The following is a 15,909-nucleotide window of genomic DNA, read 5'->3' as shown; positions in this document are numbered from 1 at the left end:
CGTATCATTGCGGCGAGCTGTGTCTGTTTGGCAAGGTGATACACGGGTGCAAGTCCGACTCGCCGAGAAGCGCTCTCTACGGAATCGTACAGGATAGACCGACGACCATTCGCGGCAAGTGCCCCTGTCATTCAAACCACTATGCGATTATCGTGATACCGGCAGAGACAATTGGGCGAAGCTCTGTTCCAATTCGGTGAGGCGGCCGGTGTGTTGGGCAGTAAGTGCCTCGTCGATCAAGTTGCGTATCGCAGTGAGAAAACGAGGACGGCTAAACTGTTCGGCGTGGCGACGCAGCACGAGCGGGTCGATATAGTCGGTGCGTGAGAGGGCAACGGCGGCAGCGAGGGCTGCGGCGGTAGGTTCGTAGAAAAACCGGCCGGTCACACCGTCGATCAACGTTTCGAGGGCACCGCCGGCGGCGTAGGCGATGACCGGTCGGCCCATAGCCAGCACTTCGAGCGGAGTAATGCCAAAATCTTCTTCACCTGGGAAGATAAAGGCCCGGCAGCGGGCGAAGAGATCGAGACGAGTTGCTTCATCAACCCACCCTAGAAACTCAATATTGGGACCGGCCATACGTTCAAGGCGGGCACGGTCACGTCCATCGCCGAAAATCTTCAAGGGTAAGCGGAGATGGTTAAACGCTTCGATTGCTAATTCGAGCCGCTTGTACGGGATCAATCGCCCACCGGCCAGATAGAACTCTTCGGGTTGACGTGGGGCGTAGGATGGAAGATCGACCGGTGGAGGAATCACCATCGCCGGTCGGCGATAATACCGTGCAATCCGTCCGGCGACCTCACGGGAGTTAGCAACAAACAGATCAACCCGATTAGCACTGATCGTATCCCAGATGCGGAGATAATTGAGTAAAAACGGTAAAAGCTTAGCCTGTAGACCGTTAATCTGCTCGCGGGCCACGTAATCATCGGTACGCCACGCAAAACGCATTGGTGTATGGCAGTAGCAGATATGTAATGCGCCCGGACGGGGGATAATGCCCTTGGCAAAAGCACTCGAACTGCTGATGATCAGGTCGTAGCTGCTCAGATCAAACCGCTCGAATGCCGTAGGATACAGGGCAACATAACGGCGGAATTGGGTACGCCATGCCGGCAGGCGTTGCATAAATGAGGTACGAATGTCCCATTGCCGATACACCGCTGGCATTGCCGTGGGGTCGAAGATTGAGGTATAGATCGGCGCCGTCGGAAACAGCTCATGTAGCGCCTCGAGCACCCGTTCGGCGCCACCATATTGATTAAGATAATCGTGAACTAAAGCGACCCGCATGGTTTTGCCTATCCTATCCGGCCCATTCTTGCTGCCAGATAGGATAGCACAAGTTGTGGGTAGTGATTACGTCCGGTATTGGCGGCGTAAACCAAGACTAATCACCGTCATTAAAGCCATTACCGCAGCACAAGCCAGATATGCGGCCGACAGATTAATAGTGTCGGCAATGCTGGCCATTACTGCTACCGAGATTAATGTACCGATACTGATCGATATATTGATCACGCTCTGTGCGACACCGCGATCACCGGGAGCGACCTCTTCAAGTACCAATGCCCGTAGTGTTCCGCCAACGACAATACCCAAGCCGCTACCGACGACAATCGTTGCGATCACGAAGAGCCAGAACGGTGCGCTCGGCCAGCCTAGCATCAGATTACCCACTGTTAGTTGCCCATACCCGATCAGCATCGCAGCCCGGCCACCGATCTTTGGTAACATTCGCCCACCGATGATCGATGTGACCGAAGCGAGAAAGACGAGGGGTAAGAGGAAGAAACCGGCTTGGCTAATCGGTACCCCGAAGTTCACGGCGACTGAGGTAATGAAGATAATGCTGGCCATTGCAATTCCCGACCCGGTTGCCAAGAGGTAGACGAACTGCAACTGACGATTGGTAAACAGGCGTGGTGGTAGCAATGGCGCCGGCGTTTGTTGTTCACGCCACGCAAGCACCGGTGTGAGCAAAGCCACCAGCCCAAATAGCCACGGCCAGATCGTCATACCCAGGAAGCGGTCGAGCAATTGATTAATACCAAGGGTCAGGCTAACCAAGATCGTGATGAGGAGCAGCAATCCCGGCCAATCGAACGTATCGTGCAGCTCTGGCTGGTGGGGATTCGTGCGTGGCAATGCACGCCAACCCAGCACAATCACTGCCGCCGCTACCGGTAAATTGAGCAAGAAAATCCACTGCCAGTTGGCAAACGCGAGAATGAGAGACGCCAAAACTGGACCGATCAGAAAAGCCATGCCCGACGTTGCGCCGATCAGGCCAAGCGCCTTGGCCCGCTCAACCGGAGGTAACACATCGCCGATGACCGCACTAGCAGTAGGGGTAATGCCACCGGCACATATACCTTGCAGCGCACGACCAATCAGGACGGTCAGCAGATCGTGTGACAGCGTGATCACTAGCGAACCGATGGCAAAGCCAAACACGTTGAGGAGGTAGACCTGCCGGCGACCATACCGGTCACTAAGGCTAGCCATGAGAGTTGTGCTACTGAGCGAGCAGAGCGTGAAGACAATCGAGACAAGCACCACTTGCGTATTGTCAATCGCAAATGCAGCTCGCAAGGCCGGTACGATTGGGCCAATGATGGCCGAATCGAGTGCCGACATAAAGACGCCGACAAAGAGTACGGTCATAATGGCACGACGGGTATCGGTTTCGGGCACAGCCACCGAAGCCATGAGACCTCCTTCATTCGCTGATCGGATTTAATGGTTGCATTTCGGGTACAACACGAAGCGTTTGACTAGCCTATCTCTTTGTTGTGGCCGGTTGATGGTCGGGTGACAGCGTAGTGTGTCGTTGTATCTAGCGAGTACAAACACTATTGGTTCGACACGAGCGAGCACCGATAATGCAACAATTATACCGCATGTGATGATAATGCGTTACGAATTGCTGCTGATAGTGCTGTAATGGTAAATGGTTTTGCCAAAAAGGAAGCTTTTCCGCTATTTCGTAGATTCGCAGGCAATTCTTGCTGTGAAAAACCACTCATCAAGATCACATGTACGTTCGGATAGTGTTGCAGCAAATCGATAGCGAGCACATCACCGGTGATATCCGGCATTGTCAAGTCGATCAGGGCAAGGATAATCTGTTCACCGAACTGCGCTATCACCTGATGTGCTTCTTCGCTGCTCCCCGCCGCGTATGCGATAAAGCCAAGCCGTTGCAAAATACGGAGTGCTACGTGACGAACCTCAGCTTCATCATCAACAATCAGCACTCCGCGTTGTGGGAGATCGTTCGATATGGTCGACGTGATCGACGTAGTTTGCTTAACGGGAGTCGGTTGTTCTGCCGGAGTGTCAGTCATCGAGATGGGAAAAAAGACGCTAAACGTCGTACCTTGGTTGGGCGCCGTATTGATGGTGAGGGCAGCACGATGGGATCGAACGATACCGTTGACCGCCGCTAAGCCTAGACCACGTCCGGTAAACTTCGTACTGAAAAAGGGATCGAAGATGCGGGCTTTGGTTATCTCGTCCATTCCGTGGCCGGTGTCTTGGACGATTAACGCGGCGTAGTGACCGGGTGGTTGATCGGACCCGATTTGCATGTTCGCCATATCATCAGCGCTCAGCTCGCACTGTTGCGTAATAATGGCGACCTTACCGATTCCACTAATAGCTTCGGCACCGTTAATAGCCAGATTCAGTAGTACCTGTCGGATCTGAGCCACATTGCCGCTGATTGGGAGGGGGATTGGTGACGATTGAACAACTATCTCGATCCGGCGCGGCAATATGCTGCGCAATAATGTTTGCATCTCTTCGACAACCTGTTTCAGATCGAGACGTTGCATTTCTAATTGATGTCGTCCGGTATAGGTGAGCAATTGACCGGTGAGCTCGGTCGCGCGCAGCGCAGCTTGCTCGATCTGGGTCAGCAGGGGATAAACCGTGTGATCTTCAGGTATCTCGTTAAGCGCCAATGACACGTTGCCTAAGATGCCGACGAGCAGATTATTGAAATCGTGGGCTATACCGCCGGCCATCAGACCGAGGCTTTCAAGCCGTTGCGTCTCGCGTAACTGCTGCTCGATCCGTTCACGTTCTCGTTCCATCCGGCGCCGTTCGGTGATATCAATCGATACACCGGCGATGCCGTACATGGTGCCTGCGTGATCGAAGAGAGGGAATTTAATGGTAGTATATGACGACAATCCATCGGCCGTCCACCGATCATCATCGCGCTGAATAGGACGGCGGTGGATGATGACCTCGCGGTCAAATGCGCGGTAGTAATCGGCTAATGCCGGTGCAAACAGTTCGTCATCGTGTTTCCCGATCATGGCTTCTGGTTCATAACCGGAGAAGCGGGCCAGCCGCTCGTTGACGATCAGATACCGCCCTTCAATATCTTTGACGAAGATAAGGGCCGGAATCTGATTAATAATGTCTTGGAGTAGGCGTCGGCTCATTTCAACCGCTGCTTCGGCGTTGCGTTGAGCTGAAATATCATCAATGAGTCGCACCAAAAAGGTGATCTTCCCGTGCTCATCGCGCACCGCCGAGCAGGTCATTCGCCCGTACACGATATGTCCATCTTTGTGAAAATATCGCTTTTCAATCGTGTAACTATTGCGTTTGCCTTCCAGCAATTCCTCCCACAGCTCGAGATCGCGGACGCGATCATCGGGGTGCGTGCGATGCAAAATCAGTTTGCCGATCAGTTCCTGGCGCTCAAACCCTAAAATGCTCGTGACTGCACGGTTACAATCGAGGATACGTCCACTCTCTTCAATCACGACGACGCCAAGGCTCAGTTGATCGAACAAAGCGCTAAAGCGTTGCTCGCGATCGCGTAATTCAGCGGCAAGGCGCTGTTCTTCTTCCCGGATACGGACCCAATCGGTTACATCACGGTTAAGCTCGCCGATCAACACAAGCCGATGCATGTGATCGTAGATCGGAAAATAGGTTGTTTCCAACCAAAATTGTTGATCAATCGTCCGGCCTTCGATATTCGCTTCGGCAGTATTGTAAGGTGTAGGCGGCATTGTGGTGACCTGTCCACGTCGAGCCGATTCAAATGCGGCAACGAAACCATGCTTTTGTGCTGCCGGGTCTTGAAAATATTGTAGCGCCCAACCACTTGATCGATAGGAGTTGCCACCAGTTGCTCGTTAGCCCGGTTCATCGCTACGGCTAAGCCGTCGGGGGCGAAGAGCACCATTGGCAACGGTAACTGGTGGAACACTGCATCGAAGGGTAATTCGTGGGCGGCCAAACTGGCAGTGAACTGGGCGCGGAGGATGGCGAGTTGTTGACGAAGAATCGCATTTTCGCGTTCCAGAGATCGCAGTCGCTCGTGCAAATCCATAGTGGTTTCCTAGGGGTATTTTAGGTAATGGATGCCACGATCTAGCCGCCCTACGTCGATTAGCGACCACTGAAGTTGGCTGTACGCTTTTCGATAAAGGCTCGCATGCCCTCTTTCTGATCGGCACTGGCAAAGAGCAGATAAAAGTTACGCAATTCAATGGCTAACCCTTCACGCACGGTCGTTTCAGCCGCAGCGCGCACGGCTTCCTTGGCTAAACGAACAGCGAGTGGCGGCTTGGCTGCAATGGTCTGGGCCAGCTGGCGGGCTTCATCAAGCAGGCTATCGGGTGGGCATACCCGATTCACCAGGCCGTAGGCGTAGGCTTCTTGGGCGCTGATGGTAGCACCGGTTAAGACCATCTCCATTGCACGGTATGGGCCAATTGCGCGGGTCAGGCGTTGGGTGCCACCGGCGCCGGGGATAATGCCGATGTTGATTTCGGGTTGACCGAATTGGGCTGTTTCACTGGCAAGAATGATGTCACACATCATAGCCAACTCACAGCCACCACCGAGGGCAAATCCGTTCACGGCTGCGATCACGGGTTTGCGCACCGCCGCAATCCGCGCCCAGCGGGCAATCATATCGGTTGTGAGCATATCGATCGGTGTCGCATCGGCCATCGCCTTGATGTCGGCACCGGCGGCAAAGGCGCGACCGGCGCCGGTGATAATGATCACCCGGATCTCATCATCGTTATCGCAATGCTCGAGATGGCGGATGAGTGCGTCGATGAGGGCAGGGCTAAGGGCATTGAGTGCTTGCGGTCGATTGAGCGTAAGGATTGCAACGGGGCCTTCGATAGTGCTGAGCACGAGAGATTCATCGCTCATCGGTGACTCCTTTGCTTGCAATACAGTGAATTTCTGCTAACCGACGTTGTGATAAGGATAGCCGATCAGCAATCGCGTAGCGAGTGCAATGGTGGTACGATTGTACCACGCTCGTTGCATTGTAATGCCGCTCTATGGTACATTGAAACAAGTAAAAATCGGGTTTTGCGCCGCCAGAAGGAGACGCACCGTGACCCCTGTCGAAGATCCTAACCTTCCTGGACGAATTACGCCGGCTATCGAAGATTATCTGAAAGCAATCTACCTGCTGCAACAGCAGGTCGGTGCGGTAACGACAACGTTGCTCGGTGAACAACGTGGTTCGCGGCCGGCATCGGTCACCGGGATGATCAAGAAGCTGGCCGAGATGAATCTAGTGCAGCATACGCCATATCAGGGGGTTGTACTGACACCGGCCGGCGAACGGATTGCGTTGGAAGTGATCCGCCATCATCGTCTCCTCGAGCTGTATCTGGTCGAAGCGCTCGGTTATAGCTGGGACGAAGTTCATGAAGAGGCCGAGCGGCTTGAACACCACATTAGTGAGAAGCTTGAGGCGCGGATCGCCGAACGGCTGGGGTATCCCGATTTCGACCCGCACGGTGATCCTATACCGGGTATTGATGGAGTGCTGCCGGTAACCCATGCGATCAGGCTGGCCGATGTGCCGCTCAATCAGGCTGCTCGGATTGTACGTGTCCGTGATCAGGCTGCCGAGCGGTTGCGCTATCTGGCCGATTTGGGGTTAATCCCCGGTGCGCATGTTGTCGTTACTGCCAGTGCGCCGTTCGATGGCCCATTGATGGTACAGATCGGTGAGGCCGATCCTATACCGCTCGACCGTCGTCTGGCGCGGACTATCGAGGTGATAACCGACAATACGTCGTCATTGGGCTGATTCGGCAGCGGTGACGAAAATCGGGTTGGTAAAGAGCCACGGTTTACCGCCCCAGTAGGCTTCAACGCGGTAGATGCCGTCATCGATAATTGTCTGTCGGATGCGGCCAATACCGCTGGTCATGACTTCGCCATTCACGATGAGGCGGGTATAGGCATCGGCGCCAACATCAGCCTCAACCAGTAATGGCCCATCAGCAAGGCTAATGGTATCGCCCATTTCGGCCACTTGACCGGGTCGGCTGAGACGAAAGATGATTGAAGGTGCATCACCATCCAGCCGGTTGACAAAGTAGCAACGACCGGCCGTAAGGGCGGCGTAAACCTGGTTGGTTGCGACGGTCGCGTCAGGGCTGAACGGTTCGGGCAACAGGATGTAGTTGGTGAGGGTACGGAAGATCCACGGGTAGGGAAAGACTTCAATTTCACCCCACGGCGCACGGCGCTTAAAGCCGTGGGCATCAACGCCACCGATGCCAAAGGTGCGTCGGCCAACCATGTTCAACCGATCCCACCATGCAAGTGTAGCAAGGGTTGGCCCGCTAAGGCCGAGACGTGGATTGAGCACGAGCGCCAGTTTGTTGCGTTCGGTCAGGTGTTCGCCCCAGTCACTCATCAGATTCCATAACTCAAGCCCAACCACGCGCCCCTCGCGTTGGGTTGGCCCGTCGATGGTCCAATCGTCCCAGCGATAGATGTCTTTGAAAGAATTCCGTACCCGTTCGTCGGGATGGGCAATGATGCCAAATCCACCCCATTGATAAACCTCATCGATAAACTGCTGAGGTGGCAGCTCGTTGCTGATCACAGTATCGACGTTGAGGGCGAGGAAGTGGTTATGGTCGGGAGTGATTTCGTGACCGACGATGACCAACACATCGTCGTGCCAGCCGGCGAACGGTAGCCCCTCAAGCGTGTCGTGGTCGGTGACGATCACCCATCGCAGACCAGCCTCACGGGCTGCGGCGATCAGTTGGGGAAACGTGGCCGAGCCGTCCGAATAGGTGGTATGCATGTGAATTGCGCCGGGATAGATGAAGGGGTAATTCATTGGGTAACTCCGTAAAAACAGACCTTTCATCTTGCATGCTACCATATCGCGGATGAAGAGTTGGCAGCAACGGCGATGATGATGTTTCGTACTTCTAAAGATATTACGCAAGGATCAAGTATGGTGATCGATATTGACGCGAGCCGGGCAACCATCGGGCAGCGTACCGGGACGGAACGTTATAGCTGGGAAGTGATCGCAGCCCTCGACCGGGTTGCGCCACCGCAGATCAGTTTGCGTCTTTATATCAACGGCGGGCGCGAGCGATTACCGCCGTTGAGTTCGCGGGTGATGATCCGCGATGTGCGTTTGCCCCGTCTGTGGACGCATCTGCGTTTAGGGCCGACCAGTTGGTTGGCTCAACCGCACGTGCTCTTTGTCCCGGCCCATGTGGTGCCGGTGGTGCATCCGCCCACCGTCGTGACCATTCATGATGTGGGGTATCGAGTCTTTCCCGAAGCGCATACGTTCCGTCGGCGGCTCGAACTCGAACTAACGACGCGCTGGAGTGTATGGGTGGCGCGGCATGTGATTACAGACTCGTATGCGACAAAGCGCGACTTGGTAGCGTGGTATGGCGTTGATCCAAACCGGATCACGGTCGTGCATCTTGGTCTTAGCCCCGGTTTTGCGCCACCGACGGATCCGAGGAGCATTACTGAGGTACAGCGACGGTACGGCTTACTATCATGCCGTTATCTATTGTATATCGGTACCGTGCAGCCACGTAAGAATCTGCGACGTGTTATTGAGGCGTTAGCAATAGTGCTTGCCGCCGGTTATGACCTCGATCTGGTAATTGCGGGCAAGCGTGGTTGGTTAAGTGAGCCGATTGAACGGTGTACGGTTGAATTAGGGCTGACCAACCGTGTTCATTTCACCGGTTATGTGGCCGATGCCGATCTGCCGGCACTGTTGGCGGGGGCGCAGGCATTTGTGTTTCCCTCGCTGTACGAAGGGTTTGGCATGCCGGTGCTTGAGGCGATGGCTTGTGGCACGCCGGTGATTACCAGCACGATGTCATCGTTGCCTGAGGTGGCCGGTGATGCGGCGTTACTCGTTGATCCATTGGACACGAACGCGATAGCACAAGCGATCATACGTTTGTGCGATGATGAGGACCTGCGAACCGATTTGCGGTGGCGTGGTTTGGCACGGGTGCGCCGGTTTACATGGGAGGAGTGCGCTCGGCGGACACTCGAGGTGTTGACGGCGGTATGATGAGAATGGTCATGATGGCAGTGGTGTAGCGTAGGTAATGGATGTGGTTTATGGGTGGAAGGCTGGGTTATGGATCAGCTTACGACGGAAGAAGCTTTTCAGTCTGGTCTCCGTCTTTTCAACGAAGGTGAGTATTGGTACGCGCACGAGCGATGGGAGATTTGTTGGCGTGCAGCCCAGGGGATGGATGCTGAATTTTACCAAGCGTTAATTCAGACGGCAGCGGCATTGGTGAAATGGCGGCAGGGTAACTTGCGCGGTTTGCAGCTCAACTGGGTCAAGGCCCGGCGTCGCCTCGTACACTTACCGCCGGTGTATCGTGGGCTTGATTTGACGGCGTTGACCACAACGATGGAACACCTGTTAGCCAATCCGGGCGGTGCGTCGGTGCCAGTGATCCATCGGGAAGCGTAGTCGGCGTAGGTTCGACGCGCCTCGCCCTTACAGGGTGGGGATTGGTATTAGGGTGTGCCGTAGCGACGGGTAGTTGCCGTACCCTCTCAGCGGCGTTGCGTGCCTCAGCGACTTGGCGAGCTTAGCGACTTTGCGTTAGGCTTTCTCGGTCGCTCCGCTCCCGCGAAATGACTTGGCGAGCTTAGCGACTTTGCGTTAGGCTTTCTCGGTCGCTCCGCTCCCGCGAAATGACAGAGGGGTTTTCCCGCAAGATGACAGGGGGGTGTGGAGCGTCGATTGTGTGGTGGTGTGGGCTGGCTCGTGCCTCAGCGACTTGGCGAGCTTAGCGACTTTGCGTTAGGCTTTCTCGGTCGCTCCGCTCCCGCGAAATGACAGAGGGGTTTTCCCGCAAGATGACAGGGGGGTGTGGAGCGTCGATTGTGTGGTGGTGTGGGCTGGCTCGTGCCTCAGCGACTTGGCGAGCTTAGCGACTTTGCGTTAGGCTTTCTCGGTCGCTCCGCTCCCGCGAAATGATAGAGGTCCCGCGAGATGACAGAGGTTGCGCGTGGCTGTAGAGGCGTGATGCACCTTAGCCCTGACGGGGTGGGGCGTGATTGGTGGGAGTTGGTGAGGCGACGCGCCGATACCTCAACGATATTTCGTTGATCCTCTGCCTAGTCGTCTTCGGATTGGCGGGGGATGACACGAGGGGCACGACGTGGTTCTTTGGGTGGTGGTGGCCCCAACACAAGATCGATCGCTTGCTCGATACGCTCAATGAGGTGAATGGTGAGTTGTCGGCGCAACGTTGGTGGTATCTCAACCAGATCGTGCTCGTTGCGCTTGGGTAAGATAATCTGGCGAATGCCGGCGCGATACGCCCCCAATACCTTTTCTTTGACGCCACCGATCGGCAAGATCCGCCCGTGAAGGGTAATTTCACCGGTCATGGCAATATCGTGCCGTACCTTGCGCCCGGTGAGTGCCGAGATGAGAGCGATTGCGATAGTGATCCCTGCCGATGGACCATCTTTGGGAGTAGCACCTTCGGGTACATGCACATGCACATCGATCTTATCGAAATGGCGAATCTCGATCCCGAGGCGCGTAGCATTGGTACGGGCGAACGAGAGGGCGGCCTGCGCCGACTCCTGCATGATTTCGCCAAGCTGACCGGTCAGGATCAGATTACCTTTACCGTCCATCAACACGACTTCAACCGGCATAACATCACCGCCGGCACTAGTGTAGACCATCCCAATGGCCACACCGACTTGATCGTGCGGTTCGATCTTGCCAATCTCGAAGCGGGGTGGCCCGAGCAGCTTGGGAAGGGCACGCGGGGTAATCTGGCGCGGATGGTGTTTTCCTTCGGCGATCCGACGGGCAATTTTGCGACAAATAGCCCCGATTTCACGTTCGAGGTTGCGCACTCCGGCTTCATAGGTGTAGTGGCGAATGATCGTATGGATCGTCTCGTTACTCAACCGGATCGTTTTCGGCGGCAAGCCACTGTCGGCCATTTGACGGGGGATGAGGAAGCGCCGGGCAATGTGCAACTTTTCATCTTCAGTATAGCCGGATAGCTCCACCAACTCCATCCGGTCGAGCAACGCTTCAGGGATCGCATCAGCGACATTGGCCGTCGTGATGAACAACGTCTGGCTGAGGTCGTAAGGTAGATCGAGATAGTGATCGCTGAAGGTGCTATTCTGTTCGGGATCGAGCACCTCGAGCAACGCGGCTGCCGGATCGCCACGAAAATCGCTACCAAGCTTATCAACCTCGTCGAGCATGAAGACCGGGTTGATGGTGCCGGCTACCTTCATACGCTGCAAAATGCGTCCGGGCAGGGCACCGATGTAGGTGCGACGATGGCCGCGAATTTCGGCTTCGTCGTGAACGCCACCAAGGCTTAGGCGCACAAAGCGGCGACCAAGCGCCTCGGCGATGCTTTGGCCGAGACTCGTCTTGCCAACACCGGGTGGGCCGACGAAGCAGAGGATAGGAGCACGACGGGCCGGGCCGGCCAGCTGGCGCACGGCGATATATTCGAGGATACGATCTTTGACTTTGCGCAGGCCGTAGTGATTGCGCTCGAGTACTTCCGCTGCTACGCGCAGGTCACGATTCTCCGGGCTGGTGTTGCTCCACGGCAAAGAAATCAGCCAATCGAGGTAGGTGCGCAACATGCCGTGTTCGGGTGACATCGGCGAGATGAGATCAAGCCGCGCCAACTCTTCTTCAAACCGGGCCATAGCGTAAGGTGGTAATCCGGCGGCGGCGGCGCGTTCGCGCAAGAGGGCAATCTCACGGCGCAATGGGTCTTCTTGGCCGAGTTCGCGCTGAATGGCACGCAACTGCTCGCGCAGGAACATCTCACGCTGGCTGCGATCGACCTCTTGCTGTACCTGGCTATGGATACGGTTTTCAAGTTCGAGCAGGTCAAGTTCTTTGGCGAGCAAGAATTCAAGATGGCGCAGCCGTTGTTCAATATCAACCAGTTCGAGAATCTTTTGCCGCTCTTCCACCGAGATGGGCAGCAGAGCCGCAATAATATCGGCCAACTCACCCGGTTCGGCGCTGTTGAGCGCGGACAGATAGGCGTCGTCGGGCAAATTGCGCGACAGGCGCACAATCTTCTCGAAGGTAGTGAGGATCGTGCGACTGAGTGCCTCAACCATCAACGCAGCATCGTCGTCGAGGGGTGGCGTTTCAAGCGGTGTAGCCAGCACGCGCAAAGCCGGTTGCTCACTGACGACACTTACAATCTGCATCCGCTGACGCCCCTCGATCACAATACTGAGGGTTCCGTCGGGCAAACGTCGAACCCGCTGCACCATCGCTTCCACGCCGACCGTATAGAGATCATTGATCCCGATTGAAAAGTCTTTGATCGGGCCGCGAGCGGCTACGGCGAGCACAATCCGATCACCGGCAGCAGCCTGCTCGACCGCATTGATCGCGCGCTCGTCACTGACAAAGAGCGGCGCCAGCATCTGCGGAAAGAGCACACTATCGAGGAGCGGCAACACCGGCCGTTCGTATAAGCTGGTACCGGCAGAGGGTGCTGATGATTGTTCGTTTGTCGGAGTCGTGGTCATAGCCTCGCTCCTGTGCAGGTGAGATGATTCGAAGTTATGGTATACACCTGCACATTGTCATGATTGTATGTTCAGTGTAGCATATACCGATGGATTGTGTGTTGTTCGTCAGAATCTCGTGATCGGAATGCAGTGAAGCTTCTCCTTAACGGTGTTGAATGGTATGTCGAATTGACCGGCGAGGGGCCGCCGTTACTGTTGTTGCACGGTTTTACCGGGAGTGGGCAGACGTGGCAACCGTTGGTGCCAACGTTGGCCGAGCATCATACACTGATCATCGTTGATCTGATCGGACATGGGCAGAGTGATGCACCTGCCGATCCGGCCCGTTATGCAATTGAGCAGTGTGTCGCCGATCTGCTGACGCTCCTCGATCATTTGCGTGTCGAACGGGTGGATCTATGCGGTTATTCGATGGGAGGGCGGATCGGGCTGTTGTTGACGGCCGGTGCGCCGGCGCGGGTGAGGCGGCAGATTTTAATCGGTGCTTCACCGGGATTAGCCGATCCGGCCGAGCGGGCTGCTCGGCTGGCGAGTGATGAGGCGTTGGCCCGACGGATCGAGCAGGAAGGGATGGAGTGGTTTGTCGATTATTGGGCGGCGCAGCCAATCTTTGCATCGCAACAACGGTTGCCGGTGGAGGTACGGGCGGCACAGCGGGCACAGCGGCTGGCCGGGAGTGCGCAAGGCTATGCTCACGCGCTGCGTGGCATGAGCGTCGGGCGGCAGCCGTCGTTGTGGGCGGCATTGCCGGTCATTGTAACCCCCACCCTGCTCATCACCGGCGCGCTCGACGAGAAGTTCTGCGCGATTGGGGCGCAGATGGCGGCGCTGATGCCGCATGCGCGTCACGTGATCGTGCCGGATGCCGGTCACGCGGCGCAGCTCGAGCAGCCGGAGATCGTTGCACAGGCCATCATTGCGTTTTTGCAGGAAGGATCGGTTGGGTGAAATTGTTTAGAACTTCTACATATTAGCGATGCGCTGTCTCACTCTGTGCTTGCCTGCTAGCGATCATGCATGTCGCTCGGTTTGCCAAGCATTAACCTGTGAGAATTTGATCATGTTGTGGTACTATGCAAAATGAGAAGTCAAAGGTAACAACTGTCGAGAGGAGACATATGCCAATCGAGTGGGTAAAAGTTCGCGATTATACCGACATTATTTACGAGCACGATGCGGCCGGTGAGGGGATTGCCAAGATTACCATCAATCGGCCTGAAAAGCGTAATGCGTTCCGTCCCGAAACGGTGAACGAGCTGATCGATGCCTTTTCGCACGCTCGTGACGATGAGCGGATTGGGGTGATCTTGTTTACTGGCGCCGGTGATAAGGCGTTCTGTTCGGGTGGTGATCAGAGTGTGCGCGGTATAGGCGGTTATGTGGGCAAAGATCAGATTCCGCGGCTGAATGTGCTCGATTTGCAACGGCTGATCCGGATCATTCCTAAGCCGGTGATTGCGTTGGTGGCCGGGTATGCGATCGGTGGCGGTCATGTGTTGCATGTGGTGTGCGACCTGACTATCGCTGCCGAGAACGCGATTTTTGGGCAGACCGGACCGAAGGTAGGTAGTTTCGACGGTGGGTATGGCTCGAACCTGTTGGCTCGCATGGTCGGTGATAAGAAGGCGCGAGAGATTTGGTATCTGTGTCGGCAGTATACTGCGCAACAAGCCTTGGAAATGGGTTTGGTGAATGCGGTGGTGCCGCTCGAACGGCTTGAAGATGAAGGCGTGCAGTGGGCGCGCGAGATTCTGGAGAAGAGTCCGCTGGCTATCCGCATGTTGAAGGCGAGCATCAACGCTGCGGCTGATGGGTATGCCGGCTTGCAGCAGTTGGCCGGCGATGCGACGCTGCTTTACTACCTGACCGAGGAGGCACAGGAGGGTAAGCAGGCATTTCTCGAGAAGCGAAAGCCCAACTTCCGCCGCTTCCGGCGCTATCCGTGATGACGGGCGGTACGTACTGTTACCAACAGGAGCGTAACAATGACTACCAAAGCAGCTCCGGCGGGGCGACCGTCGCAGTGGCAGATTTGGCTGATGGCTGCCCGCCCGGCAACGTTGCCGGCGGCAGTTGTGCCGGTGCTGGTTGGCTCAGCACTGGCCTTTAGCGCCGGCCAGTTTCGGCCATTGGTTCTGCTGGCTGCCCTCGTAGGAGCGCTCTTTATTCAGATTGGGACCAATCTCGCCAACGATTATTTTGACGCAAAGAAAGGTGCCGATACCGGCGAGCGGCTTGGTCCGCCCCGGGTGACGCAGTTTGGCCTGTTACCGGCAAAGACGGTGTTGGTGGCTGCGCTGGTCAGTTTTGGGATTGCGGCGCTGGCCGGTGTCTATCTGATTGCGGTGGCCGGTTGGCCTATATTGGTGATCGGTCTGTTGTCGATTGCTGCCGGTATTCTCTATACGGCCGGCCCGTTTCCGCTTGGCTATAACGGTCTTGGTGATCTGTTTACTTTTGTCTTTTTTGGGTTGGTGGCCGTGATCGGCACCGACTACGCTCACACTGGTCAGTTCCGTTGGGTGGCGTTGTGGGCCGCGTTGCCGGTAGCGATGCTGGTGACGGCTATCTTGGTGGTGAATAATTTGCGTGATGCGCCGACCGACCGTAAGGCGGGTAAGCGGACGCTGGCCGTGATCTTCGGTGAACGTTTTGCGCGTAGTGAGTTTGCGTTGTTGGTGCTTGGTGCGTTTGTGACGTTGCCACTGGCGTGGATGTGGGGTGGTGAGTCGCCGTTTACGCTGTTGGCTTGGCTCACCGCACCGATGGCGCTCAACCTGATCGATTTCGTAAATCGTGAGCGGGGTCGGGCGCTGAATAAGGCGTTGGTGGGAACGGGACGGTTGCATCTCCTTTTTGGGGTCTTGTTTGCGATAGGGATACTGTTGTGAGGGACGCAAGGGTGTTAACGCAAAGGCGCAAAGAACGCAGTAAGAAGTTGAACAACAAGTATTAGTGAGAGACAGGGACGCAAGGGTGTTAACGCAAAGGCGCAAAGAACGCAGTAAGAAGTTGAACAACAAGTATTAGTGAGAGACAGGG

The 15,909-nt window shown here is 55.9% G+C and carries 12 protein-coding genes; 6 read left to right on the top strand and 6 right to left on the bottom strand.

Annotated elements, in window-relative coordinates:
* Positions 1–147: 147 nt before the first annotated feature.
* The 4 genes from ACP5OT_RS03200 to ACP5OT_RS03185 form a co-directional block, all read right to left on the bottom strand.
* On the bottom strand, positions 148–1,296 hold the full coding sequence (locus ACP5OT_RS03200) for a glycosyltransferase (protein WP_424675630.1): 1,149 nt from the start codon (positions 1,294–1,296) through the stop codon (positions 148–150).
* Between the two features lie 66 nt (positions 1,297–1,362).
* Positions 1,363–2,715 carry an MFS transporter gene (locus ACP5OT_RS03195; protein WP_428131307.1) on the bottom strand — a complete coding sequence of 451 codons (1,353 nt, stop codon included), beginning with the start codon at positions 2,713–2,715 and terminating at the stop codon, positions 1,363–1,365.
* 182 nt (positions 2,716–2,897) lie between these two features.
* Complete coding sequence (locus tag ACP5OT_RS03190; RefSeq protein WP_428131305.1) at positions 2,898–5,039, bottom strand: PAS domain-containing hybrid sensor histidine kinase/response regulator; 2,142 nt, start codon at positions 5,037–5,039, stop codon at positions 2,898–2,900.
* 382 nt (positions 5,040–5,421) lie between these two features.
* Complete coding sequence (locus tag ACP5OT_RS03185) at positions 5,422–6,198, bottom strand: enoyl-CoA hydratase-related protein (RefSeq protein ID WP_424675633.1); 777 nt, start codon at positions 6,196–6,198, stop codon at positions 5,422–5,424.
* Between the two features lie 190 nt (positions 6,199–6,388).
* Here ACP5OT_RS03185 and ACP5OT_RS03180 point away from each other — a divergent pair, with 190 nt between their 5' ends.
* Positions 6,389–7,096, top strand: coding sequence for a metal-dependent transcriptional regulator (locus ACP5OT_RS03180; protein WP_424675634.1), 708 nt, complete (start codon positions 6,389–6,391; stop codon positions 7,094–7,096).
* Here the strand turns inward: ACP5OT_RS03180 and ACP5OT_RS03175 are convergent.
* Positions 7,085–8,146: a CehA/McbA family metallohydrolase gene (locus tag ACP5OT_RS03175; protein WP_428131301.1), complete on the bottom strand. Its 1,062-nt coding sequence runs from the start codon at positions 8,144–8,146 to the stop codon at positions 7,085–7,087. The two genes, ACP5OT_RS03180 and ACP5OT_RS03175, sit on opposite strands and share 12 nt — an antisense overlap.
* A gap of 120 nt (positions 8,147–8,266) precedes the next feature.
* Between ACP5OT_RS03175 and ACP5OT_RS03170 the strand changes: the two genes are divergently transcribed.
* Together ACP5OT_RS03170 and ACP5OT_RS03165 are read left to right on the top strand one after the other, a co-directional pair.
* Complete coding sequence (locus tag ACP5OT_RS03170; RefSeq protein WP_424675636.1) at positions 8,267–9,367, top strand: glycosyltransferase family 4 protein; 1,101 nt, start codon at positions 8,267–8,269, stop codon at positions 9,365–9,367.
* A gap of 69 nt (positions 9,368–9,436) precedes the next feature.
* Entirely contained in the window at positions 9,437–9,781 is a 345-nt protein-coding gene (locus ACP5OT_RS03165; protein WP_424675637.1) for a DUF309 domain-containing protein, read from the top strand.
* A gap of 653 nt (positions 9,782–10,434) precedes the next feature.
* On the opposite strand, the gene lon is transcribed toward ACP5OT_RS03165, so the two are convergent.
* Entirely contained in the window at positions 10,435–12,864 is a 2,430-nt protein-coding gene (gene lon, locus ACP5OT_RS03160; protein ID WP_428131299.1) for an endopeptidase La, read from the bottom strand.
* 132 nt (positions 12,865–12,996) lie between these two features.
* Here lon and menH point away from each other — a divergent pair, with 132 nt between their 5' ends.
* From menH to ACP5OT_RS03145, 3 genes are all read left to right on the top strand, one after another.
* Complete coding sequence (gene menH, locus ACP5OT_RS03155) at positions 12,997–13,815, top strand: 2-succinyl-6-hydroxy-2,4-cyclohexadiene-1-carboxylate synthase (protein WP_428131297.1); 819 nt, start codon at positions 12,997–12,999, stop codon at positions 13,813–13,815.
* 170 nt (positions 13,816–13,985) lie between these two features.
* Positions 13,986–14,813 carry a 1,4-dihydroxy-2-naphthoyl-CoA synthase gene (menB, locus tag ACP5OT_RS03150; protein WP_424675640.1) on the top strand — a complete coding sequence of 276 codons (828 nt, stop codon included), beginning with the start codon at positions 13,986–13,988 and terminating at the stop codon, positions 14,811–14,813.
* 39 nt (positions 14,814–14,852) lie between these two features.
* Positions 14,853–15,758, top strand: coding sequence for a 1,4-dihydroxy-2-naphthoate polyprenyltransferase (locus ACP5OT_RS03145; protein WP_424675641.1), 906 nt, complete (start codon positions 14,853–14,855; stop codon positions 15,756–15,758).
* Positions 15,759–15,909 lie beyond the last annotated feature (151 nt).

Origin of the sequence: Chloroflexus sp., assembly GCF_049970315.1 — a bacterium.
Taxonomy (GTDB): domain Bacteria; phylum Chloroflexota; class Chloroflexia; order Chloroflexales; family Chloroflexaceae; genus Chloroflexus.
Note: the sequence above shows the minus strand (reverse complement) of the source record. Positions and strands in the feature narration are given on the sequence as shown.

What these genes read in the sequence shown, in the direction of transcription:
- ACP5OT_RS03200 (WP_424675630.1), bottom strand. Translation starts at nt 1,296, where the DNA reads ATGCGGGTCGCTTTAGTTCACGATTATCTTAATCAATATGGTGGCGCC.
- ACP5OT_RS03195 (WP_428131307.1), bottom strand. Translation starts at nt 2,715, where the DNA reads ATGGCTTCGGTGGCTGTGCCCGAAACCGATACCCGTCGTGCCATTATG.
- ACP5OT_RS03190 (WP_428131305.1), bottom strand. Translation starts at nt 5,039, where the DNA reads ATGCCGCCTACACCTTACAATACTGCCGAAGCGAATATCGAAGGCCGG.
- ACP5OT_RS03185 (WP_424675633.1), bottom strand. Translation starts at nt 6,198, where the DNA reads ATGAGCGATGAATCTCTCGTGCTCAGCACTATCGAAGGCCCCGTTGCA.
- ACP5OT_RS03175 (WP_428131301.1), bottom strand. Translation starts at nt 8,146, where the DNA reads ATGAATTACCCCTTCATCTATCCCGGCGCAATTCACATGCATACCACC.
- ACP5OT_RS03170 (WP_424675636.1), top strand. Translation starts at nt 8,267, where the DNA reads ATGGTGATCGATATTGACGCGAGCCGGGCAACCATCGGGCAGCGTACC.
- ACP5OT_RS03165 (WP_424675637.1), top strand. Translation starts at nt 9,437, where the DNA reads ATGGATCAGCTTACGACGGAAGAAGCTTTTCAGTCTGGTCTCCGTCTT.
- lon (WP_428131299.1), bottom strand. Translation starts at nt 12,864, where the DNA reads ATGACCACGACTCCGACAAACGAACAATCATCAGCACCCTCTGCCGGT.
- menB (WP_424675640.1), top strand. Translation starts at nt 13,986, where the DNA reads ATGCCAATCGAGTGGGTAAAAGTTCGCGATTATACCGACATTATTTAC.
- ACP5OT_RS03145 (WP_424675641.1), top strand. Translation starts at nt 14,853, where the DNA reads ATGACTACCAAAGCAGCTCCGGCGGGGCGACCGTCGCAGTGGCAGATT.